Origin of the sequence: Solibacillus sp., from assembly GCF_040273735.1 — a bacterium.
Lineage (GTDB): Bacteria > Bacillota > Bacilli > Bacillales_A > Planococcaceae > Solibacillus.
On sequence record NZ_JBELZM010000013.1, the window covers coordinates 1 to 26,484 of the forward strand.

Below are 26,484 nucleotides of genomic sequence, written 5' to 3' on the forward strand. Positions count from 1 at the left end.
CGAGATGGAAGGTTCTATCGGATAATTTTTATCCAGGCACTTGTCTCCAATTTATTGGAGACAGGTGCTTTTTTATGGAAACGAAAACCCCCTGCTATGCGGGGGGTTCTAAAGAGCTTTTAGCTATGGACAAAAAAAATACTCCAGTCGTACAATAAAATCAGGTCTGGTCAACCGATTACGTACGAAAGGAGCTCCAAAAATGGATAATAAAAGTTTAGCACATACAACATGGAATTGTAAGTATCACATCGTGTTTGCGCCAAAATACAGAAGAAGAATGATCTATGGAAAAATAAAAGCGGATATTGGTAAAATATTACGTCAACTGTGTGATAGAAAAGGCGTAGAAATTATTGAAGCCACGGCTTGTCCTGATCATATACATATGTTAGTGAGTATTCCGCCGAAGCTTAGTGTATCTGCGTTTGTTGGGTACCTCAAAGGAAAAAGTAGCCTAATGATATTCGATCGACATGCAAATTTGAAATATAAATATGGAAACAGGAAATTTTGGTGTCGAGGATATTATGTAGACACAGTAGGACGAAACAGAAAAGTCATTCAGGAATATATAAAAAATCAATTACAGGAAGATCTCCTGGAGGATCAAATGACGATGAAAGAATTCATTGACCCATTCACAGGTGAAGAATTAAATCGAAGAAAAAAATAAGTACACCGCTTTAGCGGTAGTCGGAAACGTAGTGCGGTTGGCAGACCTTTCAAAGCGTCTTTAGACGTGGGCCAGTAACCCAGCGTTTCACGCGCAGAGAAAACCACCAGTTCAACTGGTGGTTTTTATTATGTATTTAACCTATTTTCCTTGTCAATATTAATTAAAAGTTTTAAATTTAATCATTGTTCAGAAAATAAAGATTGTTTTTGCTGTTACTCTGTTATAATATAAAACTTATAAAAAAACTAGGAATTAATAGTGGAGGCATTTAGAATGAAAAAATTATTATCGATCGTTACATTATCAGCGCTCGTTTTAGCAGCATGTGGTGGCGACAAATCAGAGGAAAACGCAAGCGAGGCAAAGAATAAATTAGAGGAAATCCAGGCAGACGGAAAAATTCAAATCGGTCTTGAAGGAACATTCCCTCCATTCAGCTTCCATGATGAATCAGGTGCATTAACAGGCTTTGAATATGAAATTGCCGATCAAATCGCAAAAGATCTAGGTGTTGAAGCAGAATATGTTGAAACAAAATGGGATTCATTGATCGCAGGATTGGATACAGATAAATACGATTTTGTTATTAACAACGTATCGATTACAGATGAACGTAAAGAAAAGTACGACTTCTCGATTCCATATATGAAATCAGAAGCGGTAGTTGCAGTTCATACAGATAATACAGAAATTAAAGAGCCGGCTGACATGGACGGTAAAAAGTCATCTCAAACAATTACAAGTAACTTTGCCCGCGATGCAGAAGCGCTTGGTGCAGAAGTTGTTGCAACAAATGATCTGATGAGTTCAATCGAGCTTGTTGTACAAGGCCGCGCAGATGGAACAATCCATGACCGCGTGACATTCCTGACATACTTGCAGGAACAGCCGGACACGAAGTTGAAAGTGCTGGACGGTGCAATCAATTCAACTGATATCGCATTAATTTTAAATAAAGAAAACGATGAGTTCCGTGAGAAGTTAAATGAAATTATTAAAGAACGTACAGAAGACGGTACATTCGAAGCAATTTCAGAAAAATATTTCGGCGAAAATGTTATTTCAAACAACTAATGGAAAGGTCGTTTCGACGGCCTTTTTTACTTGGATTTAACGATAGAAAGGAGTGTTAGTGGATGAGTAGAGAAATGGATATTTTACTTAACTCGATTTGGCCGATTTTAAAAGCGGGACTTCTTGTTACCATTCCGCTATCGCTCATTGCCTTTGCCATTGCCTTAGTCATCGCGGTCTTGACGGCACTGGCTAGAATCTCAAACTACAAAGTATTACGCTGGATTTTCGGTACTTACGTCTGGGTATTTCGAGGAACACCCTTATTGGTGACATTGTTTATCGTATTCTTCGGTTTGCCGAAGCTGGGGATTACCCTCGATGCATGGACAGCGGCGATTATTACATTCTCACTGAATACGGGCGCCTATGCATCCGAATCGATTCGAGCTTCGATTTTGGCCATTCCAAAAGGACAATGGGAAGCAGCAGAATCTCTCGGTATGACGTATTGGCAAATGATGCGACGAGTTATCGCACCGCAGACTGTCCGAATTTCATTGCCGTCAGTGGCCAATGATTTTATCGATTTAGTGAAAGGCACATCTTTAGTAGCGAGTATCACACTGGCGGACTTATTCATGGTCGGGCAGCAAATTACAGCAAGAACATATGAGCCGCTTATGATTTATTCACTTTGTGCGGTCATCTATTTAATCTTCATTAGTATACTGATGGTCATTCAAAGCCGCCTGGAAAAATACGCATCGAAGTATGTATAAGAGTGTCAGGTGGAGCGCCAGAGGGAGGGCTTATTATCGTACAATTTCAGCAGATGTCGAAGTTCTTTGGTGAGAACGAGGCATTAAAGAATATCAATTTAACATTTCATGAAGGCGAAACAACGGTTATTTTAGGTCCATCCGGTTCAGGGAAATCGACGCTGCTGCGCTGTATCAATCTATTGGAGCGACCTGAAAAAGGAGTTTTGACAGTCGGCAACCAGACAGTTGAACTGAACAAACCGATCTCTCAGAAGAACCTGCTTTCGATTCGCCAAAATACGGCGATGGTATTCCAAAGCTTCAATCTGTTCCCGCATATGAAAGTGCTTGAAAATGTGATGGAAGGGCCGGTTACCGTCTTAAGGAAAGACAAAGGGGCTGCAAGACAAAAGGCGCAGCAATTATTGGAGAAGGTTGGCCTGAGTCATAAAACAGATCAGTACCCATCGCAATTATCCGGAGGGCAACAGCAGCGTGTCGCCATCGCAAGAGCATTGGCAATGGAGCCGCAGTTTTTACTGTTCGATGAGCCGACGAGTGCACTGGATCCCGAGCTTGAAGGGGAAGTGCTGAAGGTGCTGAAAAATTTGGCAGAAGAAGGCAAGTCGATGATTATCGTGACGCACAACTTGAATTTTGCGCGCGAAGTGGCAGACCGGATTTTATTTCTGGAAAACGGTGAAATCGGCTATGACGGCGTAACCGAAAACTTCTTTACAGCAAACAACAACGAACGGATTCAACAATTTATAAAATCTATGCAATTTATCTGACTAGGGGGATTCAACATGACAACAGAGAAAACAAATGTAGAGAGCTTTGATTTAGACCATACGAAAGTAGTGGCGCCTTATGTACGACTTGCCGGTACGAAAACAGGCGCGAAAGGCGACGTCGTAACAAAATACGATATCCGTTTCAAACAGCCGAACAAGGCACATATGGAAATGCCGTCATTACACTCTTTAGAGCATTTAATGGCAGACCGTATCCGCAATCATAGTGGAGATGTCGTTGATTTATCGCCAATGGGCTGTCAAACAGGCTTCTACTTGGCATTACTCAACTACAATGACTATGACGGCGTATTAACGATTATTGAAAATACGTTGAAAGATGTGCTGAAGGCAGAATCCGTACCAGCATGTAATGAAGTACAATGCGGCTGGGCAGCAAGCCATAGCTTAGAAGGCGCAAAAGCATTAGCTGAAGAATTTTTAGCAGGCCGCGCTGAGTGGCATGTCGTTTTCGGAGAATAATAGATGAAGTTAGTCTTCTGTGAGGGGATTCTCGCAGAAGGCTTTTTTATTGGAGCAATTGTTTTAAAAGTTCCTGTAATTAGGTTATTAATTAACTAAAGTAACTAAAAGGAGAATTTGAATGAACAATATCTCAACGACGACATTAACGATGAAAAGAGAATTTACTGTAAAGCCTGAAAAAGTGTTTGACGCATGGCTGAATCCTTTGATGATGAAAAAGTGGTTCTTTACATTGGAAGGGACGAACAAGGTCGCACAAAATGACTCGAAAGTAGGGGGCAGCTGGGAGATTGTCGACCACCGTGGTGGAAAAGACTACCGGGCAATCGGCGAGTACAGTGAAATCGATTCACCTGAAAAAATCGTGTTCACTTTTAAGATGCCGCAATTCAGCGAACTGGAAGATACGATCACAGTGGAGCTGAAAGAGTTGGGACAAGGCAGTGAAATGACGTTCACCCAACTGATTCATGTTGAAAATGAAGAACAATGGACAGATGCTGACATCGCAAAAGCTCTCGATGACATGCGAGAAGGTACGGAACAAGGCTGGAATTTAATGTTCATGGGTCTGAAGGAATTAGTCGAGATCGGAAAAGTAAGCTATCAAGGTTAAGTAGAATTAGACACCGGGTGGGGGCATGATCATCCATTCGGTGTTTTTGATGTTCTAATAAAGTAGTGAATTGTTCTAATATATCTTTAAAAGTTCTAATAAAAGTGTGATCTTCTAATATAAGTAATAGGTGTGCTAATAAGTCCTGAACTTGTTCTAATATCGCTCTCAGAAGTTCTAATAACCTCCCCAAATGTTCTAATATGTGTTCCAACTCTTCTAATAAGATCTCACATCGTCACGAAACAACTTAAAATACAATGCTTCCACTCAAAAAAGCGTCCGCCTATCCAAGTTATTCTAATAAACCCCGTCAATGTTCTAATAACAAAGGTAACTCTTCTAATATCTCTACTAAATCTTCTAATAAAAATTAGTCACTCATGCAGAAAGTCCAAAAAGTAGTAACCCCTCCAACCTATGAATTTCAGGAATGTAACGTATTCTTTTTCACTATTTTATTTAGTAAAGGGAAAAAAACGAAAGGCTCTTCGAATTAGGAGATGCCTTTTTATAGGTAGAAAAATTCGCGAAAAAGGTTAAAATAGGCTAAATTGAAGTGGTGCAAATTTAATTTGATTTGAGAAGGGGAAGGGTACGATGAAAAGTGCAAAACCATTTTTAATGTTTCAAGGCGGCGTTGCTGAAGAAGCAATGAACTTCTATACATCAGTTATAGAGGACGCGGAAATTACGAGCATTATCCGCTATGGGGCAAATGAAGGCGGAGACGAAGGAAAAGTCATGCAAGCTACTTTTTCGATAAAAGGTCAGGAATTTATGTGCATTGACAGTAATATAAAACATGAATTTGACTTCACACCGTCATTCTCTATTTTTATTACATGTGATACGGAAGAGGAAGCCGACCATCTGTATGAAAAACTGCTTGAAGGCGGACATCCGTTAATGCCAATCGGGGATTACGGTTTCAGCAAGAAATTCGGCTGGCTAAATGACCGCTACGGCGTGTCATGGCAGATCAATTTAGCTTAATAAAAGGTGCCGGGTGTCTGGACCGATACCCGGCGCTTCATTTTCTAATAAAGGGTTGAATTGTTCTAATATATTTTAATATCTTCTAATAAAAGTGAAATTTTCTAATATAAGTGTCGGTTGTTCTAATAAGTATGCGAATTGTTCTAATATCATCCGCAGTTCTTCAAATATCTTACCTAGAAGTTCTAATAACCGCTCCAACTCTTCTAATAAAATCGATAAGCCGGTGGAAAAAATTCTCCATTATTAATTTGTTCTAATAAAGTCCTCAAAAGTTCTAATATCTGCTCCAGCTCTTCTAATAAAATCAATATATCTGTATAAAAAATCTTCTAGCAATAAGTTGTTCTAATAAAGTACGCGGAAGTTCTAATATCCCGCCCCGAAGTTCTAATAACCACCCGAACTTTTCTAAAAAAAAACCTCTGCACACGCCGCCAGCTACTCAACCGGCATTCTGATAAAGCATCCCGCCAAACGCCCTGTTTCTCACCATAATCTTCAGTAAGCCATAGCCCAAAAGCGCACCGGCAAACGAACTCATCATAAATGCCGGGACAAAACCGAACAGCGCCGCTTCCTGTCCTAAAAATAAAATCGCAATCGGGTAAGTAGCCATCGCACCAAATAGCCCTGTCCCGATTACTTCACCTACCGCTGCAAACGCCAGTTTCTTCGTTTTCGCAAACAAAAATGCAGCTAAAAGTGCGCCAATCATACTGCCCGGATAAGCAAATATACTGCCTGTCCCCATCAAGTTTCTCAATGTCGACGTAAGAAATGCCTGTAACACCGCATACCATGGACCGAGCAATACCGCCGATACGACATTGGCAAAGTGCTGAATCGGAAATATTTTCGCAAAACCTAATGGGATATACACCATACTGCTGAGAATCGTTGTAATTGCTGCGATAATCGCGGAGTATGTAAGCTTTCTCGTTTTATTCATTTCTACCATCCTTTACAATAATTTTTGCAACAAAAAAAACCACTTTCAATTAAGAAAGTGGTATCGTAGCCTATACAAAAATATAAAATAGGGGGTCGACACTACTTTCCTACGCTAGTATTACCTAGATCAGGTGCAAAGGGTACTTCTCAGCCAAACAGGCGCCCCTAGTAGTTTTACGAGCAGATTATCTGCTTCCAGTATTAGGTTAATTTCACAATAATCATAACATGGCCGTTTCATTATGCAAACGCTTTTTTGAAATTTAATCCCTTTGACCGAGAAAAATTACTGCTCATACCCGCCGCCATAATTGCCGGGCTGGACCTGTTGCCAAGGGTTTGGCGGACCGATGAAAGTATTGGGTCTGACAGGAGCAACTGCCTGCGTCCATAAAGTTTCGTTCATTCCATAAGTGTGGGCCATAATATTCGCTGGTGTCAGCTTGAGCAGGTCGGAACCTAAAATGACTTCAGGAGTCGGAGCATTGAAAATGGCAAGCAGATGCGTGTTGTTTTGCGTAGCGACTTCGTAATGCCACCACCCTTGAGGAACGTTCGCCACTTGACCGGGGCTAATCGGAAAATGCATCAGCTGTTTCGTAAACGGATTCAAAATCGAAACAACTGCACTCCCCGTAATACAGTAAACAAGTTCCGCCGCATTTTGATGGTAGTGCGGTTCTATAACATTATTGGCGCTAAGATATATATCAAGCAACGATATATTATCAAGCGTATTTAACTGGTTGACACCAAGCAGATTGATAAAATTATGCTGGTCTTTAACGAACAGCGGGTTTTTATTAACATCGAATGTAAACTGCGGTTGCGCTGAAACATGATTCGAATTCAATCGTTCACCTCTTTTATTATTGTTGCTAAAATATGCAAAAATTTATCGGTGTGTGCCTATTGGATATGAACCATCCATCTAAAAATACACATATAACGCATTGATTAATGTGAAAATTAGAATAAACAGGGTAGCACCACATACAATAATTTCTGCAAAGTGGATGAACATAACTCTTTCATAACTCAATTCGGCTTTACGAAAACCAAAGAAATCCCCATGACTGATAATATAAATAAACGTACTCACGACCATTAAGGAAGACATTAAAAACGAAATCGTTGGTAAAGAAGTAACGTAGCGCGGGTTGCCTCCTGTTTCCATATAGAGCGGAATATCCAATCCCTTGCTCAACACAAAACTGACAATGACCATGATGTAGATAATAAGCGAAATATTAAAAGGGTGTTTGCGGTAATCGATCAGATCAAGCATCATTTTTGTCTTCCCTTTATACTCCCAGTCCTTATTGTCTTCTACTCTGTCACCTTTCAGCATGTAAATAATACCGGCTAATACAAGCCCTGAAAATAAATACCATTCCAACATTGTAAAAAACAGCATCCAGCTATAAAACGGTGCGATCACAAGCGGTAGAACAACGAGTCCGCTCAACCATTTATTAACTGGCTGATTGGCAATAAGCCATTCGTTTAAAGCATGCCGTTTATCTTTTGTATGTCCTTCTTCCGGTTCCCGGTAACTGAAGAATTGATTCATTACAAAAGTGCATCCTACCAGTACCAACCCGATTCCGAAAGAAAGATAAGAAGCTCTCGGATAAATTGTGACGCTATCATAATTAAGAATAATCCAGTTCCCGCTTAAGGCAGTGATCAATATCCCGGTAAGCATCATACACGAAGATAAGTTTCTCATCCGTACACCTCCAATTGTTCTATTCTACGTCGATAAGCTGGAAATAGTTTCAAAACGAAACAGGGGGAATATAAAAGCTTCTAATAACGACCTGCATCGTTCTAATAAACAAAAAAATGTTCTAATAAAAGTGGCGATGTTCCAATAAATCAGTGAGTTGTTCTAATAAACAGCCGACATCTTCAAATAAAGGACACCGATGATCTAATCACCCGTCAACATTTTCTAATAATCGTCCCAACTATTCTAATAAAATCACAAAACAAAAAAGCGATTGCACAAATAGAACCGTTTACTACTGTGCAGTCGCTTTTTTCATAATAAGCTGCAGTATTTCATTGGCGCAAATCGCATCCGCATCGGCTGTATGGTGCTTGAGAAGCGGGATGTTATACGTTTCGGCAATGACATTTAAATTATTTCTCGGACTGTCCAAATATTTCCGAGCAAGCAGCACAGTACAAGCAGCCGGATTCGTTGGGCGAATGCCATTTCGAAAAAACTCCAGCGCGAGAAAACTGTACCAGTCAAACCCGATATGGTGACTCACAATCGGCAAATCACCTAAAAAATCTTTAAAAGCGTGAATGACAGGGGAGATCGTTTGCTCATCTTTTACGCGTTCATTAGTAATCCCGTGAATATGAGAATTCTTGATTGGTTTTTCCGGATTCACAAACCGGTGAAAAAGAGCCACCGTTTCTCCGTTGCGTATTTTTAGTGCAGCTATTTCCACGATTTTATCGCCTCTAGCAGCAGAACCTCCTGTTGTTTCGATATCGACGACGACATATTCGGGTGCAGACTCCAGCAGTTCCACCATCTCCGCAACCTTTAAACGCGGGCTGTACGTTGTAATAAATTTTCTTAAATACTGCGCGGCAAGTTTCGTATTGTAGTAATGGCCATAACGTGTGCGGGCAATATAGCCGTGCAGTTCCAGATCATCAATTGCCTCTAACGGATAGCTTGCGGCCAATGCTTCATGTTTGGCAAAGCCCACAATCGAGCATGTAATCATGATGCGGATATGCAGCCGTTCGATGTTCATAAACTTCACCTCGTAATTGGAACGTTTGTTCTATAATTGAACCATATATGAAGTAAATAATAAATAAAAAAGCTGACCATAACCGGAAGATTCAGCAATGGTCAGCCTATCAATTACTCAGAAAACGGATTCGGCACTGATTGCAGACGCTCTTGGACTTTCTTCGCAACGACCGTTTTTCCTTTTGAAGGAACGGTATTTGGTATCGAAGATCTTGCTTCGAGGTCTTCCCAGAAATCCGCGTTTTTAATGCCTAACACTAACGGGTTGAACGTTGGGTTAAGCCCCAAACGTTTTTGCGTATCGTAATCTTTCAGTGCGGTTAAAGCCGTTTTCGAAAGCAGCACGATCGTAATGACGTTTACCCAGCCGAGCAGACCTACTCCTAAATCGGTAATCGCCCAAATAAGGGTAGCCGAATTCACTGCACCGAAAATAACCTGTTACAAGCGGGGGAACATTGAACGATTCCTGAACCGTTAAAGCGATCGTGTTTGCCTGTACAGTCGGCCATAAAATCCCGATAACGATAATTAAAATCGTCGCTGAAATAATTGAAAACCATTTTAAATTCAAGCCTTTGTAAATATAAAACGGTGTTCCGCACATTAACAGAGAATAATTTAATATTCAGGAAAAACGAATCAATTCCATAATCTTTTATGCAGTAATTCCATATTCCTATCGCTCTCTTATCCAAGAATGTTTTTCAGGCAAAATATTTACACAATGATATCTTTTCTACAGGTCAGTAATGAATTGATTAGACTACATAATAGAGTAGAGGAAGTTCATATTTATTCCTTTATTTGGATTTATTTAACGTTGTTTTCCTTATAAATTATTCAAAAATGCCGAATATTACTTCTTTAAATCAGCACTAAACCGAAACTTAGGTCTTTCTATTGGAAAGTTTAAATGTCTCTTGACGTTGTAAAATGTTAGGCCTATCATTGCTAATAGAATCAATTGATAATGATTATCATTATTGATTGTTGGTTCTAATAAGAAATCAAGCTGTATTTACATAACTGTAAACGAGAAAGGAAGTGTTGAAGTGAACTTTCAGGAGTTAAGAGGGAAAGTTGCACTTGTGACAGGTGGAGCCCAAGGAATTGGCGCAAGCCTTGTCAAAAGCTTGGCTACATTAGGAGTAAAAGTTGCTGTAATCGATTATAACGAGGAAAAATTGAGAAGCCATGTGAATGGTTTAATAGAGCAGGGCCACGAGGTTTTCGCATTTCCTGCAGATGTGGGAGATAGTAACGCCATTGATGCGGTTGTCGAGAAAGTGGAAAACAAAATCGGACCAATCGAAATGCTCGTCAATGTAGCAGGTACATTGGCTACAGGACCGGTCGAATCATTCACTGACCGTGACTGGGCAAGAATCTTTTCAATTAATACGACAGGTGTGTTTTATGTTTCAAGAGCGGCAAGCCGTTATATGATTCAAAGAAAAGCAGGTTCGATTGTAACAGTCGGATCCAATGCCGCTAGTGTACCGAGAATTTTTATGGCGGCCTATGCAGCATCAAAGGCGGCAACGGTCATGTTTACAAAATGTCTCGGTTTAGAGCTTGCAGAGCATAATATACGCTGCAATATCGTTTCCCCAGGGTCGACGGATACGGATATGCAGCGTTCGATGTGGTCCGATAATCATGGCGCTGAAGTAATGATTAAAGGAATGCCTGAAACGTATAAAGTAGGGATTCCGCTGAAAAAGATTGCACAACCGGACAATATTGTCGACGCGATTCTGTTTTTCCTATCCGATCACTCGAGTCATATTACGATGAGCAATCTTATCGTGGATGGCGGCGCGACGTTGGGAGCCAACTAAGTCTGTCTTTTGAATTCAGAATAGTGAAACGAAAAGGAGCGGTAATATGATAAGCAAACAAAAAGCAGTAATCGAACATGAACTTTTAGATGATTATGAAGTTGGTGACTTTTTCATAGAAACACCAAAAAGAGCGATTTTAGGCAAAGGTGTATTCATGCACGTGCCAGCGGGTGAACCATATCAAAACCAGATGGAAGGATTGTCCGATAGGGTGGCGAGCGCGTTGAAGAAGGCCAAAGAACAAGGACATCCACGACCCGTCGTAACGGGCGCTGTGCCATTTGATTACTATAAAAAAGCATGTTTACTTGTTCCGGAATCTATCGAAATCGCGCCATCATTGCAGCTGGAGGAAAGGGCAGTGTCCGGTTCAGCATCTGTTACTGTCAATCGGCTCATATCCAATCCATCACCAGAGCACTATAAGCAAGGTGTCATGCAAGGCATTGAAAGAATAAGAAGCGGCGAACTCGATAAAATTGTGCTGTCACGTTCACTGGAAGTAAGTCTCAATGAGCCGGTCGACCTTCCGCAGCTGTTACGTAATCTTGCGTATCAAAACAAACATGGATATACATTTGCAGCACCGATTGAATACGGAAATCAAAAGGCTTCGCTCATCGGGGCTAGTCCGGAGCTGCTTGTTTCAAGACAAGGGATGTACGCTATCGCGAATCCATTGGCCGGATCAAGACCTAGAAGTGAAAATCCGGTAGAGAACCAAAGACGTGAAGAGGAACTGCTTTCGTCTCCAAAGGATTTACATGAGCATGCGGTCGTAGTGGAAGCAGTCGTCAAGGGATTGCGTCCATTACTAAAAACAATCGAAGTTCCGGAAAAACCTTCAGTCGTTTATACGGAAACGATGATGCATCTTTCGACTGTCATTAAAGGAGAGCTCCTGAAAGCGGATATCTCATCGCTGGATTTAGCCATTGCCCTGCAGCCAACACCAGCTGTTTGTGGCGCACCAACGGAAAAGGCAAGACAGGCAATCACGAAAATTGAACCGTTTGACCGAGGTTTCTTTACAGGCACAATCGGTTGGTGTGATGCTGAAGGCGACGGGGAATGGGTTGTGACGATTCGCTGCGCAGAGGCAAATGGCGATTCATTACGATTATTTGCGGGAGCAGGCGTTGTGAGCGAATCGAAGCCTGAAGAAGAATTGGCTGAGACAGCTGCAAAATTCCAGACAATGCTTCGCGCAATGGGAATCGATACAGAGCAGCTGAAGGATATTTAACGACTAATTATGAAATACAACAGGGTTCACCAACAAAGAAAAGGAGTGATTTAGATGGCTATTCCAGCGATCTCATCATATAAAATGCCGAAAGAAAGCAATCTTCCAAAAAATAAAGTAGGTTGGAAAGTCGATCCGAACAAGTCTGTCCTACTTATTCATGATATGCAGCAATATTTCATCGATTACTATGAGAAGGATTCATCATTAGTTCGTGAAATGATCGTCAATATAAAAGCAATCAGAAAACAATGCGATGAACTTGGCATTCCAGTTGTCTATACGGCGCAATCAGGCAATCAGAACCCAGTAGAACGCGCATTACTGACTGATTTTTGGGGGACAGGACTAAAAGACGATCCGAACATTACAAAAGTAATCGATGAATTGGAACCAGGCAAGGCCGATATCGTATTGAAAAAATGGCGCTACAGTGCATTTAAGAAATCGAATTTACTGGAAATGATGAACAATCAAGGTCGAGATCAGTTAATCATTTGTGGGGTTTACGCCCATATCGGTTGCCTCATGACTGCTGGAGAGGCTTTCATGTCGGACATTAAGCCGTTTTTCATTGCCGATGCAGTAGCTGATTTTACACAAGATGAGCACGAAATGGCGATCAACTATGTGGCAGGACGCTGTGGGGCAGTTTATTCTACAGCACAAATTATGGATCAGCTAAAGCGTGAGGCATCTGCAGAAGCAGAGCTTGTATAAGAATGAACAGGTGGTGAAAATTTTCGCCGCCTGTTTTTTGCGTTCAAATGGAAGCAAGTTTTTTTGAAGAATAAACAGGGAATTGGTTACCGACAATGGTTTTAGACAAAAGGAGATGAAGTAGATGACAAATTCGGTGCCAAAGGAAGAAGGAATTGACCACAGCCTGAATCTTCTGAGAGAAGGCTATTTGTATATTTTAAATAGAAGACAAAGCTTTCATTCCGATCTGTTCGAAACACGATTGCTTGGAAAAAAGGCGGTCTGTATGGGCGGAAAAGAAGCGGCCGACCTTTTTTACGACAACAGTAAGTTTAAAAGAGCTGGCGTCGCACCAAACCGTGTTGCCGAAACATTATTCGGCAAAAAGGGTGTACAGACACTGGATGGCGATGCCCATAAGCACCGGAAAAAGATGTTTATGTCCATCATGTCCCCGGACCGACTAAAAAAACTGAATGAAATTGCCGCGAAGCAGTGGGATACAGCTTTAACTAAATGGCAGCAGATGGACGACGTTGTTCTTTATGAGGAAGCGCTGGAAATTATGTGCCGTACTGCCTGTGAGTGGGCGGGGGTACCGGTGGAAGAAAAGGACATGAAAAAGCTCGCCGACGATTTAAGAGCGATGTTCGAATCGGCAACGGCAATCGGACCATCGCACTGGGCTGGCAGACATGCAAGAAACCGGGTGGAAAAGTGGATGGGGAACCTCATCGACCAAGTACGCGAGGGGAAACTGAATCCCGAAGAATACACAGCACTGTATACATTTTCATGGCATCGTGATTTGGAAGGGAATCTCCTTGATCAGGAGGTCGCTTCCGTAGAAGTAATCAATATATTAAGACCGATTGTAGCGATTGCGGTCTATATTACTTTTTCAGCATTGGCTGCCCATCATTATCCGGAAGAGCGGAAGAAACTTCAATCCGGCAACGAAAAAAATGCACAGATGTTTGTGCAGGAGGTGCGCCGTTTTTATCCATTCTTCCCTTTTGCCGCTGCGGAAGTAAAAGCAGATTTTACATGGAAGGATTATACGTTTGAAAAGGGTACATTAACTTTATTGGATTTATACGGAACGAATCATGATACGAATATTTGGGGGAATCCCGAAGTATTTCAGCCGAGCCGTTTTGAAAACTGGGATGGCAGTCCGTTCAGCTTTATTCCGCAAGGTGGCGGCGATTACTATTTAGGCCATCGCTGTGCAGGGGAATGGGTGACAATTGAGATGATGAAAGTGAGTCTAGATTTCCTAGTTAATCAAATGACATACGATGTCCCGGAACAGGATTTAAGCTACAGCAAAGTAAGCATCCCAAGCTTGCCTAAAAGCAAAGTGATGATTAATAATGTTCAGCGAGTATAAGATGAATGGATTAAGCCTGTAACCTTTTATTCGGTTACAGGTTTTTTAACTGCTAATTCGTTAAACCAATTTTCGCATATGTCCCAACATTTTTCATGAAAAACGTTTCAATTTGTGCCCACTGAACGTGCGTTACGGTCTCCAAGGAATCCTCCAAACAGACAGCTGCACTGTAATCAGATGCAAGGAGAAAAGGAATGGTACGGGCTTTTACACGTGAGGCGGGGTGATGAATCGATCCATCTTGCCGAATCGTTGCCTCCATTAAAGAATCGTGTAAACCAAACCCTTTATATTTCCCGTAACTTTCCTTAGCAGTCCAGAGGGAATAGAAAGCTTCCTGTTCAAGAAGCTTATAGAGATGATTCTCCTCTTCGCTCCACAATGCTTGAAAGAGTGAGAAATCCCTTGTTACCTGCTGCTCCACATCAATTCCAACCGGAAAATCACTAATGGCACATGCCACATAACTTCCGGAATGGGAGAGATTGAAGTGAAGGTCTTGTCCTAGTTGGTATTTACCGTTTGAATCTTTAGTAAAGCGAACTTCCGATAATTCCTTTTCGTAAGTCGTCACCAACATCATCTTCGTTAGTAAATGAGCACAAACAGTTCGCAACTGATCTTCCGTTTTCCGCATGCGTCCAACACGCTCTACCACGTCGTTTTCCAAAAAGGGAAGATAACGTTGCCAATCAGTAGGCATCTCGTTGATTTTGCAATAGGCAATGGTTGTCATGCTTTTTCTCCCTTTAGAATAGTTTCCTGTTCTTTCGCAAATAAAGAACAGCCGAGTCCTGCCAGAAGCAGAACAACCGTAGCAACGAGGGCGTACTGATAAGAGAGGATCTCTGTAAAGTAGAGACCAGACAAGGTTAATGTCGTCGCTACAAGTGCAATTCCTACTGCAGCTCCAACGCGGTTAAGCATATTGTATAGCGTTGTCGCCTTGCTCATCTGACTTTTCGCTACATGATGAAAGGCGGAAAGTTGCGAACCGATTACACTATGTCCTAAACATATCCCAACAGCAAACATCAATCCGCGTAACAACCAAGGATTTGCTGAAGGACCAAGGATGGCGATACAGCAGAAAATCATTACTGAACCGATCAAACCGAGACGTACTGTAAGCAGCATTCCGAAACGCTTGGATGTTCGAGGCAGTAATTTGGATGCTACCATCAGTCCAAGGGCCTCGGTAAACGTAATGAGTGAGCTTTCCAGAGCAGAAGCTGAGTACGCGTACTGATACATGAGCGGGAACAGATACAGCATCCCCATCAAGGCGCCCATGGAACACATCGCGACAAGACTTGATGAAAGGAAAAGCGGTTGTTCATACAGACGTACATCCAGCAGCGGCTCTTTTATTTTTCGTTCATATACATAAAAACGGCTTAATAAAAATACGCCGACAATCGCACAAAAGACGACCGTAATGGAAACACCGTCCGATGCAATAAGGCTCAGTGTGAGCATTAACAGCGGCAGCCCGATTGCAATGAGCATATAGCCCCTCGTATCAAATGGTGCTTTATAGATTTTAAATTCAGTTAAGCCAAAAAGTCCGATCAGGACGATGATCATACCAAACGGAATATTAATGAAGAACGCCCAGTTCCATGATAAATACTCCGAAAAAAGTCCGCCCACTAAGGGGCCTATCGCCGGTGCAAAGGCGATAGGCAATACTAATGAACGCGACAGATTTTGTCTTTCCGGTGGAGAAAATGTCCGAAACAGCAGTGTCATGCTGACGGGTGTAATGATTCCTCCTGCCAGTCCCTGCAGCACGCGCGCTACAATAAGGGCCTGCAAGCTTCCCGCTAATCCGCAAAGAAGAGAGGCGAGTGTAAATAGACTGACTGAGAGTACATACATTCTCTTAACGCCGTACCGATTGCTTAAATAGCCGGCAGCAGGCAATGCAACAGCGATGCTGACAAGATAGCCGATATTAATGCCGTTCGTTGCCCCCGGCGTTACACCGAATTCAACGGCAATCGTAGGAAGTAGCACATTGACAATCGTTCCGTCGATTGAAACCATGAACATCGCCACTACATAGAGGGCGATGATGACTGCTCGCTGTGCTTTCATCCTAAAACACTACGCAGACTTTTTGGTCTCATATCCAGCCAATTTTCTTCTATATAGAGTTGGCATAATGGTTTTAACGCAGAGCCATATACGACCTCCCATCCGGCAGGGACAGGGATGACTGCTGGCCATATTGAGTGCTGTTCTTCCGCATTTCGCAAAACATAATATTCACGATCATTTTGTTCAAAAGGGTTAGACATACATTTTTTTCTCCTTTACTAAGTACTTGATTAGTGTTTGGCCGATTTCATTCAATGGGATGGACTGACACATATCTTTATGGCGACAGGCAATATCAATTTGAGTAAGCTCTCCTTTGATATACGGATTCCACGAAGCAACATCAACATCCGGGATCCAATCTGGCACAAGTGTAGATTTGTAAAATAAAGCATCGCCGTCATACGTTTCGTGCTGATGATTTTTCAGTAACTGAATCGAGTTTTTATATACTTCTTTTAAGCGCAGAAAGGTCGACTCATCTAATGTTGCAATTGCGCTGCCCTCTGCTTTTAGAGCATCCGTTACATATTCCTGTGTCACTTCCTCTTCTATTTCAGGTTCATACCCGGCTAGGGCAAGAAGTGCGACAAGTGCCTCCTGTTCTTCCGTCAGCTCCACTGGCGGGGTGAATGTAAACGGGTAGGCATCCATAATGCATAGAAGCGACAGTTCTTCTCCTTGGCGTTCCAGCTGGACAGCCATTTCCTGTACGACATTTCCGCCAAGTGACCATCCGAGTAAACGATAAGGTCCTTTTGGCTGAATTTCTTTGATGGCTTCAATATAGCCGTGCGCCATTTCAGTTAAAGAACCCGGAAGTTCACAGTCTTCGGCAATCCCTTTCGCTTGAATCCCGTATAGGGCAAATTCCGGCGGCAGATTTTTTAGCAGTCCTGCATAACACCAACTTAACCCCCCTGCTGGATGGACAGCAAAAATTGGTTGCTCCCCGCTGCGTAACGGCAGTACGGTGTTCAATGCCTGCGATTCCTTCCCTTTTTGCAGAATATGTGCGAGTCCGGATACAGTAGGTGTTTCAAATAAATGCCCGATTGCCAGCTCTTTACCGAATGCCTCGCGAATGCGTCCTATCAGCTGTACGGCTAATAACGAGTGGCCGCCAAGTTCGAAAAAGCTGTCCTCGGTGCCGACCTGTGGCAGATTCAGTACTTCGCAGAAAAGTTCGCAAAGCAATGTTTCCTGCGGTGTTTTCGGCAATACAAGTTCCTGCAATGTAATGACAGGTGCAGGGAGCTGCTTCGTATCCAGTTTTCCGTTGGCGGTAAGCGGCATCTGCTTCAGGCAAGTGATGCTTAAAGGAACCATATAGGCCGGCAGCGAACGGGAAACGAATTCTTTCAGCATTTGTTCGGTTACATCCTTGCCTTGATTCGGAACATAGTAGGCAGCCAAGCGGACATCTTCTTTTCGATCTTCTCTCGCAATGACAGCTGCCTGTGAGATATGCGGATGTTTCAGAAGCACTTGTTCAATCTCGCCAAGCTCAATGCGGAATCCTCGTATTTTCACTTGGTGGTCAATGCGTCCGATATAGTCCAGTTCGCCGTTTTTCGTCCAGCGGGCCAGATCGCCTGTACGGTACATCCGGCTTCCAGGAGCTCCATACGGGTTGGCGATAAAACGTTCTGCCGTTAAGGAAGCGCGGTTTAAATAGCCTTGTGCCAAGCCTTCTCCAGAAACATACATTTCGCCGACAACACCGGGAGGAACAGGTTTTAACTGCCCATCAAGGACGAAAATATTTAAATCAGGAATCGCCGTGCCGATCAGACTATTCGCCTGTGACTGGCTCAGTTCTTCATTTAAACTTAAGTAGCTGACATGGACAGTTGTTTCAGTAATGCCGTACATATTCACAAGGGTAGGTGCATCTGACGGATGTCGGTCATACCATTCCTGTAAACGCGTCAGGTTAAGTGCCTCCCCGCCAAAGACAATGTAGCGAAGTGCCAGTTGTTCGGACAGTTCGGAATGCTCTTTATCAACGGTCATGAGCTGATAGAAGGCAGATGGTGTCTGGTTCAGCACCGTAATTTTCTTGTCTGCAAGCAATGCCAAAAAGTCGATTGGCGAGCGGCTGACATTGTACGGGATAATTACGAGCTCACCGCCGTATAACAGGGCACCCCATATTTCCCATACGGAAAAGTCAAAGGCATAGGAATGGAACAGCGACCAGCGATCTTCTTCGTTAAAATGAAACCATTCATCTGTTGCATGAAGTAAGCGGATAACATTCTGGTTCGGAATAACCACACCTTTTGGGCGGCCTGTTGAACCGGAAGTATAGATAACATAGGCCGGATTCATTGGATGATTTTTATGATCCGTATTTTCAACAGGGAATGAAGTAAGCGAAAGCTCCTCTATTACAAGCACTTCCATCACAGGCGTCGCTTCTGCAGACGGCTTCAAGTCTTCTGTAGTGATTAAACAGCTCGGGTTTGAATCGTTTAAAATATAGTCAATTCGGTCTTGCGGATAAACCGAATCAATCGGCACATAGGCAGCGCCGGCTTTTAAAACAGCTAAAATACTGACAATCATATCGGTTGAACGCGGCATTAACAGTGCGACAAATGTTTCGGAGGTAACGCCTTTTTCCAGTAAAAGATGCGCTAACTGGTTCGCTTTCCGGTTCAAGTCGGTATAAGTAAGCTCTTCGTTTTCATTGCTGACAGCAATTCGTTCGGGATGCATTTCCACAATCGCTTCGAATTGTTCGGCAATCGTTTTTTGCTTGCTTACATGGCCTTTCGGATTCCAGTCGAGCAGGATTTTTTCCTGTTCCTTTTCCAACAGCACATCCAATTCTGAAATGGCAGGATTGTTCAGCGCCTGCTGCAGGACGATTACATAGCGTTCCATAAGAGCGGCAACTGTTTCTGCTTCATATAAATCCGTTCGGTATTCCACCTGCACTTCGATGCCATTAGGCTGCTCGGCTAAATATTCCTCACGCATCTCGATATTCAAATCGAATTTTGGCTGACCAACCGTATGCAGCTGAATGTCGGCATTTTGGCCTTCCATTACAAGTGATGGCTGAGGCGTATTCTGTAAGGCAAACATAATCTGGAAAATCGGGTGCTGTGAAGGGACACGAGTCGGTTTTAATGCTTCGACAATATGGTCAAAAGGAACATATTGGTGCTCCATTGCCTCAATCGATGTTTGTTTTACGCGTTCCATTAATTTTGTGAAACGAGGGTCCCCGGAAGTATCCGTCCGTATCGCCACCGTATTGATGAACATACCGACATTTGCCAGCAGTTCTTCCTGATCACGGCCCGCCATTGGACTACCGAGAATCAGATCTTCCCCTGCACCGAGCTTTGTCATGAGGGCTAAGAATCCGCTTTGTAGCACCATGTAAAGAGTTGCCTGTTTATCTTTGGCAAGCTGCTGCAATTGTCCGTGAAGCGCGGAATCGATTGTAAACGTCAATGTTTCGCTTGTTGGTTTCGCCTGCAATTGCCGCTTTCCATCACGGACAAGCTCAATTTCATCCGGGACATGCTTCAGTTTTTCCTTCCAATAAACGAGGTTGTCGTCTGTATATACACCGTGCATTTGCTGCCAAACCGCAAAGTCATGGTATTGAATCGTTAACGGCTCTAGCTCATGGCCTTCATAGGCAAGCTGCAGATCTTCAGTGAATGTTGCAAGTGACCAGCCATCCGCACTAATATGGTGGAATACAACGACCAATGTGTTCGTATTGATGAGCGTTACACGGAAACCGGGTTCCTGTTTCAAATCAAACGCATAGCGAGTGCACGCATTAATTTGAGCCGGCACCTCTTCTAGGCTCACTTCCTCAATCAGCACTTTCGGTGTATCCTCAACGATTTTCTGATAGGGCACCCCATCCACTGCAGGATAAACCGTACGTAAAATGGCATGTTTTTCTGCCACTTTACCAATGGATTTAATCAGTTTTAATACATCTATCGGCTGATCAAATTTATAAACAAGCGGAATATTATAAGAAGCACTTGATTCCTCCAGCTGCTGGATAAACCATAAACTGCGCTGTGCATGCGATAAAGGAATTTTTCCAACTTGCTGTCTGTCGATTACAGCGAGCGTCTTTTTCTTTGCTTTGTCCACTGCTTGTGCCAGCTCTTTTACAGTAGGCAATTTGAAAATGACGGAGATCGATAAATCGATAGCAAATGTTTTCCGTAATGCCAACAGCAGCTCGGTTGCGAGCAGGGAGTGCCCTCCTAGCTGGAAGAAGTTTTCATCGATTCCCACTGAATTGAGATTCAAAATAATTTCAAAGAACGTACAAATCGTTTCTTCTGTACGCGTTGTCGGTTTCGCTTTTGCAATAATCGAAACATGGGGCTGCGGCAGCACTTTCCGGTCGACTTTTCCGTTATTCGTTAATGGGAAGGCCTCCATGAAAACAAAATGGGCAGGTAACATATAATCCGGCAAACGTTCTCCTAGCTGCTGTCTGCATTGTTCCTCCGTTTCATTGCCAACGATATAGGCAACGATTCGTTTATGACCCGGCTGATCTTCACGGATCATCACAACGGCTTGTTCAATCGAAGTGATTTCTTCAAGCGCATTTTCGATTTCGCCTAATTCAATACGGAAGCCGCGAATTTTTACTTGGTGGTCGGCCCGGCTAACATAATGAAGGCTGCCATCCTCCTGCCACACAACTAAATCTCCTGTCCGGTACATGCGTTTTCCCGCTGCAAATGGATGTGCAACAAAGCGTTCAGCCGTTAAGGATGGACGATTATGATAACAGCGCGCCAGTCCGTCACCAGCAATATACAATTCTCCAACGACACCAAACGGAACGGGCTGAAGCATGGCATCGAGCACATAAATGTCTGTCCGGTCGATTGCAGTACCTAATGAAGGCGTAACTTGTGGACGAATTTCCGTGCAAGTTGACCAGATTGTTGTTTCGGTTGGCCCATACATATTGTGAACGGTTGCTCCTGCATCCAGTAGTTCCTGCGCAAGGCTTTTTGAAAGGGCTTCACCACCGACAAGTACAGTAAGTCCGTTCAGCGCATCTTTTGCGTACTGTACAATCATCTGCCAAACAGTCGGTGTAGCCTGCATGATGGAAATGTTTTGCTGCTGAATCAGCGACTGCATCACAACCGGATCTTGTACTTGTTCTTTTGTCGCCAGATGAATAGATGCCCCGTACAGCAACGGTAAATAAAGCTCCAATGCCGAAATATCGAAAGAAATCGTTGTAATCGCCAGTAAATTGTCCTTTTCAGATAAGGTAAATTGATGCTGCATCGCTTGTAAAAAGTTAACCAAGCTTGGCATTTCAACAACGACACCTTTTGGATTTCCCGTAGATCCGGACGTATAAATCATATAAGCTGTTTGTCCAATACAAGTGGCAATCGGTTCGTAAATTTGCTTCGAAGGGTGTAACGGCACAATCGGTGTTCCTTCTGCTATAAATGAAACCTCACCATTTACGAGCACAATTTTAGGACGAGCATCCTCAATCATATAAAGTAGCCGTTCTGCCGGATAAGTAGAATCCATTGGAATGTAGGCAGCACCTACCTTGAAGCAGGCAAGCATCGCTGCGACCATTTCAATCGAACGGTCCATGCAAATTCCGACAAAGTCTTCGAGCCCAATGTCATGCGCTTTCAGCTGATGGGCAATCCGGCCGACAAGCAGATCCAGTTCTGCATAGGAAATAGATGTATCATTCATCTGGACAGCGGTCGCACCAGGCATATTTTCCATCTGTTTTTTAAATAATTCATATACAGTGGCATTTTTCAGCTCACTGACAGGTCCTTGTTTTGCCATTACCATTGCCGCTTCTTCTTGCAATGGTATTGGCAATTTGAACAGCGGTGTTTTTACTTGATCTACCAATAACTCTAGCAATTGTAGGAAACGTGCTGCATGACGTTCCACTTCTGCCTGTTCATATAGATCCGAGTTGGCTACAAGATCAAACTGCATTCCATTTGGCGTGCTATAGAAATTGAAAGAAATATCTTCAACAGGCCCTGTCACAACTTTCTTGTGCTCTACCTCGACATTTCCGAACAGATAGTTTTCATAAAAAGGCATGAAATTAATTTCCGGACCATAAAGCTGGTCATCGGATGTCAGCCGCAAATCACGGCGTAGCTGTTCTTGACGGTACAATTGATGCTGCTTCATCTCCGTCATGAAGCGTTTCACGCTCATACATAGCTGTTCAAAAGTTTCCTCAGTTGTGAACGTTGCACGCAAAGGCAAAACATTTACTCGTGTACTTGGTACTGACAGTGACTTATGACCAAAACGGTTCATCATCGGAATGCCGACAATCACATCCTCTGCCTGTGACATCCGTTTTGTGTAGGCAATAACTGCTGCAGTAACGACTTCCTGTATGTTGACGTGCAGCTGCTTACTGTATGTTTCTAATTTCGTCCATGTAGTGGCAGAAAGGGAAGAGGGGTGCAAAATAATCTGTCCCATTCGACCACTCTTTTTTCTGCTGAGCGAAATGACTTCGGTTTCTTGCATTTTGGATAACCAGTAGGCAGCGTCCGCCGTTGCCTTTTCGGAAGTTCTGTACTTCACTTCCTGCTCCACCATCTGAACATAGTCACCAAACTGCTTTGTAAATGATTCATGATGAAGCAAAGCCGAATAGCGCTCGGAAATTTGCTGGAACAGTAACCGGAAACTATACGCATCACTGACAAGATGGTGAATGCGCAAATAAAGGAAATGTTCTTCGGCAGACATCGAAAATAAAATGACGCGTACAAAGTTGTCCTTTGTTAAATCAAGCAATGTTCCGACATCTTCCAGCATATGTTGAAACGCTTCACCCGTTGAACAACTAATCTGTTGAGAGTGAAACTGAACCGAAGAAGGGATTGTCTGGAAAAGTGAGCCTTCTTCCTCCGAACATTGGATATGTAGTCCAACCGCGCTCTCAATTGTGGCATCAACTGCCTGTAACAGCAGGGCGGAGTCGATCGGAGCCTGAATATGTAAGTACTCCGCTGTATTGTATAAAGGGCTTTCCGTTAAATGGTGGGCATACCAAATCCCTGCGGCAGCTTCAGTTAAAGGGAAACGTAATTCAGCCATTCGACTCAACCTCCGTAATCTGCCATCGATTGTTTGATCAGACGATGCCACCCGTAGATTGTTGGCTCATCGGCAAGCTGTATGAATGTAAGTGCGAAGCCTTTTTTGCGGAGTTCTTCAACGATTGTCATCATCGTGATGGAATCGATTCCGACATCCAGTAGATAATCTTCATCCGCAATCGTATCAATCGGTTCTGTCACATATTGAGCAACAAGTTCGCGCAGCTGTTCCATTGTAAAATTAGTTTGAGTTGTCATATTATCAACCTTCTTTTCTTAATATTCAGTATTTTAACGTTGTAATTGCTGTTCAAGTAAAAGGCGCAAATCCTTTTTCGAAACTTTGCCTAGATGGGTCAGTGGAAATTGCTCTACAAATAAGATTTCATCCGGAATCTTATAAGTAGCCAGCCCACGCTCACGCAAGAATGACTTCAGCTGGCGTTTCGTTACATCCGCATTTCTTAGAATAATGAAGGCACAGCTTTTTTCACCCATATAGTAATCGGGCATCCCGACAATTGCCGCATCATGGACAGCAGGGTGGGCAAGCAGCATATTCTCCACTTCTTCCGCCGCAATTTTTTCCCCGCCGCGGTTAATTTGATCTTTTGCTCGGCCTTCTACGATTAAATAACCATTTTTCGTGCATCGGACAATATCACCAGTCCGGTAAAAACCATCTTTTGTGAACGCTTTTTCATTATGTTCAGGCGCTTTATAGTACCCTTGGATCGTATAAGGTCCACGAGTCAACAGATGTCCTGTCTCGCCAATCGGCAATTCCTGGTCTTCATCATCCACGATTTTCACCTCGTCATAAGGGGACATCGGGCGACCTTGCGTATGGATGACAATTTCATCAGGATCATCCAATTGTGTGTAATTGACCAGACCTTCCGCCATCCCGAATACTTGCTGCAGTTGACAATCAAATACAGGACGCACACGTTTCGCTGCTTCAGCACTGAATTTCGAGCCGCCAACAAGCATGACTTCCAAGCTCGATAAATCATCCGTATGATTCGGCCTCACATCCAGCCAATGCAGGGCAAGTGACGGAACAAGCGGCACCATTGTCACACGGTGCTTTTCAATAAGAGGGAATGCAACATCCGGACTAGGCGAAGGACTTAAAACGACTTTACCGCCAGCATAAAGGACCCCTAATATCCCCGGGGAACTCATCGGGTAATTATGAGAAACCGGTAGCACAACCAAAAATACCGTCTCTTCGGTCACCTGGCATTGTTCAACACTCAACTTAATCGTGTACATATATTCATCATGCGTTCTCGGAATCAGCTTGGAAATTCCTGTACTCCCGCCTGATAGCTGCATGAATGCTACTTCGCTCCCACTAACTTCAGGAAACTCGATAGATTGTGGACTGAATAGTGAATCAAATGATACAAACTCCTGCGCCTCGCCAAGAACGATGACATGCTCCAGCGAATGAACTGCGTGCTGAACTTCTCGCGCAAGACCGCGGTAGTCAAAGCCCCCAAAATGATCCATTACGATATAAGCCTTCGCTTCCGCAAATTCGCAGAAGTAGCGAATCTCATTGGAACGGTGAGAGGGAAGTGAAAAGACAGGCAGTGCACCAATCTTAAATAGGGCAAATACAATTTCCACATAACCCGCCACATTCGGAAGCTGTACAACGACACGATCCTCTTTCTGAATCCCAAGCAGTAAAAGACCGGCTGCCAACTGGTCCACACGCTCATTAAGCTGTGCATACGTAAGTGATCGTTTTTCATCCATAACCGCCACATTGTCAGCAAATTGACGAGCACGATCTTCCAGCATCTGGCCGAAAGTTAAACCTACCCAACAACCAGAATCCCGATAAAATTCAGCTCGATCAGCAGGCCACGGTGTAAATCCATTCAGCATGGCTGAAACCTCCTTTAATAAATCTTCAATTATCAACAAATCAATTAATGATATTGATAATCATTATCAATATGCTGTAACGGCTATGCTACGCCTTAAACGATTACTCGTCAACAATTGAAGGACAATTTAATCCAATTAGACCAATCGCTCTGGTTCTTTCGACTTTTTTTGAAAAGATTATATTAATAAGAATGGCCTTAAAGAGGGAGGCAAAAATATAAAACAGCGCACGTTAAGAGACATAAATTAACAAAAAATATATAGTAAAAACAAAGGGGGAGGAAAAATGAGAATTTTTGATGCGCATTTTCATATTATCGATTATCAGTTTCCGGTTATCGAAAGTCAGGGGTATATGCCGCCAAGCTATGACGTTGCAGCATATAGCGAGGAAACAAAAGATTTATCGATTCAAGGCGGGGCAATTGTTTCAGGGTCATTTCAAGGATTTGACCAGACATATTTACTGCATTCGCTAAAGCAGATGGGCCCGGCATTTTGCGGTGTCACCCAATTGCCGTATACGGTGTCAGACGAAGAAATTGAAGCATTGCACAAAAATGGTGTCAGGGCATTGCGTTTTAACATTAAACGCGGTGGCTCGGAAGATTTATCGAAGCTCGATTATTTTGCGAGACGTGTGCATGAACTAGTCGGCTGGCATAGCGAGTTGTATATTGATGCGAAAGAACTTCCAGAAATTACTGCAACGATCAAGAAATTACCGGCAATCTCCATCGATCATTTAGGGTTATCGGAAGAAGGGCAGCCTCATTTACTCAAGCTAGTAGATAAAGGGGTTCGTGTGAAAGCTACCGGTTTTGGCCGTGTAGAATTGAATGTACAAAAAGCACTGCGGGAGATTTACAGCATTAACCCGGATGCATTGATGTTCGGGACAGACTTGCCGTCGACCCGGGCAAAAAGACCATTTGAAGTTGCCGATATTACGCTGATTCAGCAACTTTTTGATGAGCAGGCCAGCGAAAAAATCTTATATACGAATGCGTCGCAATGGTATTTTGGAAAATAATAAAAATTAGTGGTAAATCTAACGA

Annotated in this window: 21 protein-coding genes, 3 pseudogenes and 1 riboswitch; of the genes and pseudogenes, 12 read left to right on the forward strand and 12 right to left on the reverse strand. The window is 43.0% G+C overall.

All coding sequences use genetic code 11. The features are described from left to right. Positions 1-202: 202 nt before the first annotated feature. From tnpA to ABS917_RS13095, 7 genes are all read left to right on the forward strand, one after another. Positions 203-676, forward strand: a complete 474-nt coding sequence (gene tnpA, locus ABS917_RS13065; RefSeq protein WP_350479390.1) for an IS200/IS605 family transposase — start codon at positions 203-205, stop codon at positions 674-676. A 276-nt stretch (positions 677-952) separates the two neighbouring features. Continuing rightward, positions 953-1,753 carry a transporter substrate-binding domain-containing protein gene (locus ABS917_RS13070; protein WP_350479391.1) on the forward strand — a complete coding sequence of 267 codons (801 nt, stop codon included), beginning with the start codon at positions 953-955 and terminating at the stop codon, positions 1,751-1,753. 62 nt (positions 1,754-1,815) lie between these two features. Next, positions 1,816-2,475, forward strand: coding sequence for an amino acid ABC transporter permease (locus tag ABS917_RS13075; protein WP_350479392.1), 660 nt, complete (start codon positions 1,816-1,818; stop codon positions 2,473-2,475). A 35-nt stretch (positions 2,476-2,510) separates the two neighbouring features. Beyond that, positions 2,511-3,251: an amino acid ABC transporter ATP-binding protein gene (locus ABS917_RS13080; protein ID WP_483316066.1), complete on the forward strand. Its 741-nt coding sequence runs from the start codon at positions 2,511-2,513 to the stop codon at positions 3,249-3,251. A gap of 15 nt (positions 3,252-3,266) precedes the next feature. Next, complete coding sequence (locus ABS917_RS13085) at positions 3,267-3,737, forward strand: S-ribosylhomocysteine lyase (protein ID WP_350479394.1); 471 nt, start codon at positions 3,267-3,269, stop codon at positions 3,735-3,737. A gap of 121 nt (positions 3,738-3,858) precedes the next feature. Further along, complete coding sequence (locus ABS917_RS13090) at positions 3,859-4,356, forward strand: SRPBCC family protein (protein WP_350479395.1); 498 nt, start codon at positions 3,859-3,861, stop codon at positions 4,354-4,356. A 600-nt stretch (positions 4,357-4,956) separates the two neighbouring features. Continuing rightward, complete coding sequence (locus tag ABS917_RS13095; RefSeq protein WP_350479396.1) at positions 4,957-5,352, forward strand: VOC family protein; 396 nt, start codon at positions 4,957-4,959, stop codon at positions 5,350-5,352. Between the two features lie 448 nt (positions 5,353-5,800). Here ABS917_RS13095 and thiW read toward each other — a convergent pair whose 3' ends face one another. The 6 genes and pseudogenes from thiW to ABS917_RS13125 all read right to left on the reverse strand — a co-directional run. After that, complete coding sequence (gene thiW, locus ABS917_RS13100) at positions 5,801-6,307, reverse strand: energy coupling factor transporter S component ThiW (protein ID WP_350479397.1); 507 nt, start codon at positions 6,305-6,307, stop codon at positions 5,801-5,803. Between the two features lie 89 nt (positions 6,308-6,396). Further along, a riboswitch (TPP riboswitch) is annotated at positions 6,397-6,486 on the reverse strand. Between the two features lie 109 nt (positions 6,487-6,595). Beyond that, positions 6,596-7,162 carry a cupin domain-containing protein gene (locus tag ABS917_RS13105; protein WP_350479398.1) on the reverse strand — a complete coding sequence of 189 codons (567 nt, stop codon included), beginning with the start codon at positions 7,160-7,162 and terminating at the stop codon, positions 6,596-6,598. Between the two features lie 78 nt (positions 7,163-7,240). Then, the gene (locus tag ABS917_RS13110; RefSeq protein ID WP_350479399.1) at positions 7,241-8,041 is read right to left on the reverse strand and encodes a nucleotidyltransferase; all 801 of its coding nucleotides are present in this window, start codon (positions 8,039-8,041) and stop codon (positions 7,241-7,243) included. A gap of 295 nt (positions 8,042-8,336) precedes the next feature. Beyond that, a complete protein-coding gene (locus ABS917_RS13115; protein ID WP_350479400.1) occupies positions 8,337-9,092 on the reverse strand; it encodes a 3'-5' exonuclease in 756 nt (251 codons plus the stop codon). 227 nt (positions 9,093-9,319) lie between these two features. Further along, positions 9,320-9,526, reverse strand: a pseudogene (locus ABS917_RS13120) (alanine:cation symporter family protein); the annotation flags it as partial. Between the two features lie 58 nt (positions 9,527-9,584). Further along, positions 9,585-9,701: pseudogene (locus ABS917_RS13125) on the reverse strand (hypothetical protein); the annotation flags it as partial. A 448-nt stretch (positions 9,702-10,149) separates the two neighbouring features. On the opposite strand from ABS917_RS13125, the gene ABS917_RS13130 reads away from it, so the two are divergent. The 4 genes and pseudogenes from ABS917_RS13130 to cypC all read left to right on the forward strand — a co-directional run bounded on the left by ABS917_RS13130 (position 10,150) and on the right by cypC (position 14,282). Beyond that, positions 10,150-10,938, forward strand: coding sequence for a 2,3-dihydro-2,3-dihydroxybenzoate dehydrogenase (locus ABS917_RS13130; RefSeq protein ID WP_350479401.1), 789 nt, complete (start codon positions 10,150-10,152; stop codon positions 10,936-10,938). 46 nt (positions 10,939-10,984) lie between these two features. Then, positions 10,985-12,187, forward strand: a complete 1,203-nt coding sequence (dhbC, locus tag ABS917_RS13135; protein ID WP_350479402.1) for an isochorismate synthase DhbC — start codon at positions 10,985-10,987, stop codon at positions 12,185-12,187. Positions 12,188-12,241: 54 nt separating this feature from the next. Beyond that, positions 12,242-12,874 (forward strand): annotated as a pseudogene (locus ABS917_RS13140) (isochorismatase family protein); the annotation flags it as partial. Positions 12,875-13,031: 157 nt separating this feature from the next. Further along, entirely contained in the window at positions 13,032-14,282 is a 1,251-nt protein-coding gene (gene cypC / locus ABS917_RS13145) for a CYP152 family fatty-acid peroxygenase CypC (RefSeq protein WP_350479404.1), read from the forward strand. A 52-nt stretch (positions 14,283-14,334) separates the two neighbouring features. Here the strand turns inward: cypC and ABS917_RS13150 are convergent, their stop codons facing one another. From ABS917_RS13150 to ABS917_RS13175, 6 genes are read right to left on the reverse strand one after another with little or no spacing between them, the layout of a single operon-like run. Further along, positions 14,335-15,021, reverse strand: a complete 687-nt coding sequence (locus ABS917_RS13150; RefSeq protein ID WP_350479405.1) for a 4'-phosphopantetheinyl transferase family protein — start codon at positions 15,019-15,021, stop codon at positions 14,335-14,337. Next, entirely contained in the window at positions 15,018-16,385 is a 1,368-nt protein-coding gene (locus ABS917_RS13155) for a DHA2 family efflux MFS transporter permease subunit (RefSeq protein ID WP_350479406.1), read from the reverse strand. Before ABS917_RS13155 ends, ABS917_RS13150 begins: the two co-directional genes overlap by 4 nt. After that, complete coding sequence (locus ABS917_RS13160) at positions 16,382-16,588, reverse strand: MbtH family protein (protein WP_350479407.1); 207 nt, start codon at positions 16,586-16,588, stop codon at positions 16,382-16,384. Before ABS917_RS13160 ends, ABS917_RS13155 begins: the two co-directional genes overlap by 4 nt. Beyond that, entirely contained in the window at positions 16,581-23,519 is a 6,939-nt protein-coding gene (locus tag ABS917_RS13165) for an amino acid adenylation domain-containing protein (RefSeq protein ID WP_350479408.1), read from the reverse strand. Before ABS917_RS13165 ends, ABS917_RS13160 begins: the two co-directional genes overlap by 8 nt. Before the next feature lie 5 nt (positions 23,520-23,524). Further along, complete coding sequence (locus ABS917_RS13170; protein ID WP_350479409.1) at positions 23,525-23,779, reverse strand: phosphopantetheine-binding protein; 255 nt, start codon at positions 23,777-23,779, stop codon at positions 23,525-23,527. Positions 23,780-23,812: 33 nt separating this feature from the next. Then, a complete protein-coding gene (locus ABS917_RS13175) occupies positions 23,813-25,423 on the reverse strand; it encodes a (2,3-dihydroxybenzoyl)adenylate synthase (RefSeq protein ID WP_350479410.1) in 1,611 nt (536 codons plus the stop codon). Positions 25,424-25,712: 289 nt separating this feature from the next. Here ABS917_RS13175 and ABS917_RS13180 point away from each other — a divergent pair, with 289 nt between their 5' ends. Further along, positions 25,713-26,459, forward strand: coding sequence for an amidohydrolase family protein (locus ABS917_RS13180; RefSeq protein ID WP_350479411.1), 747 nt, complete (start codon positions 25,713-25,715; stop codon positions 26,457-26,459). Positions 26,460-26,484: the final 25 nt, after the last annotated feature.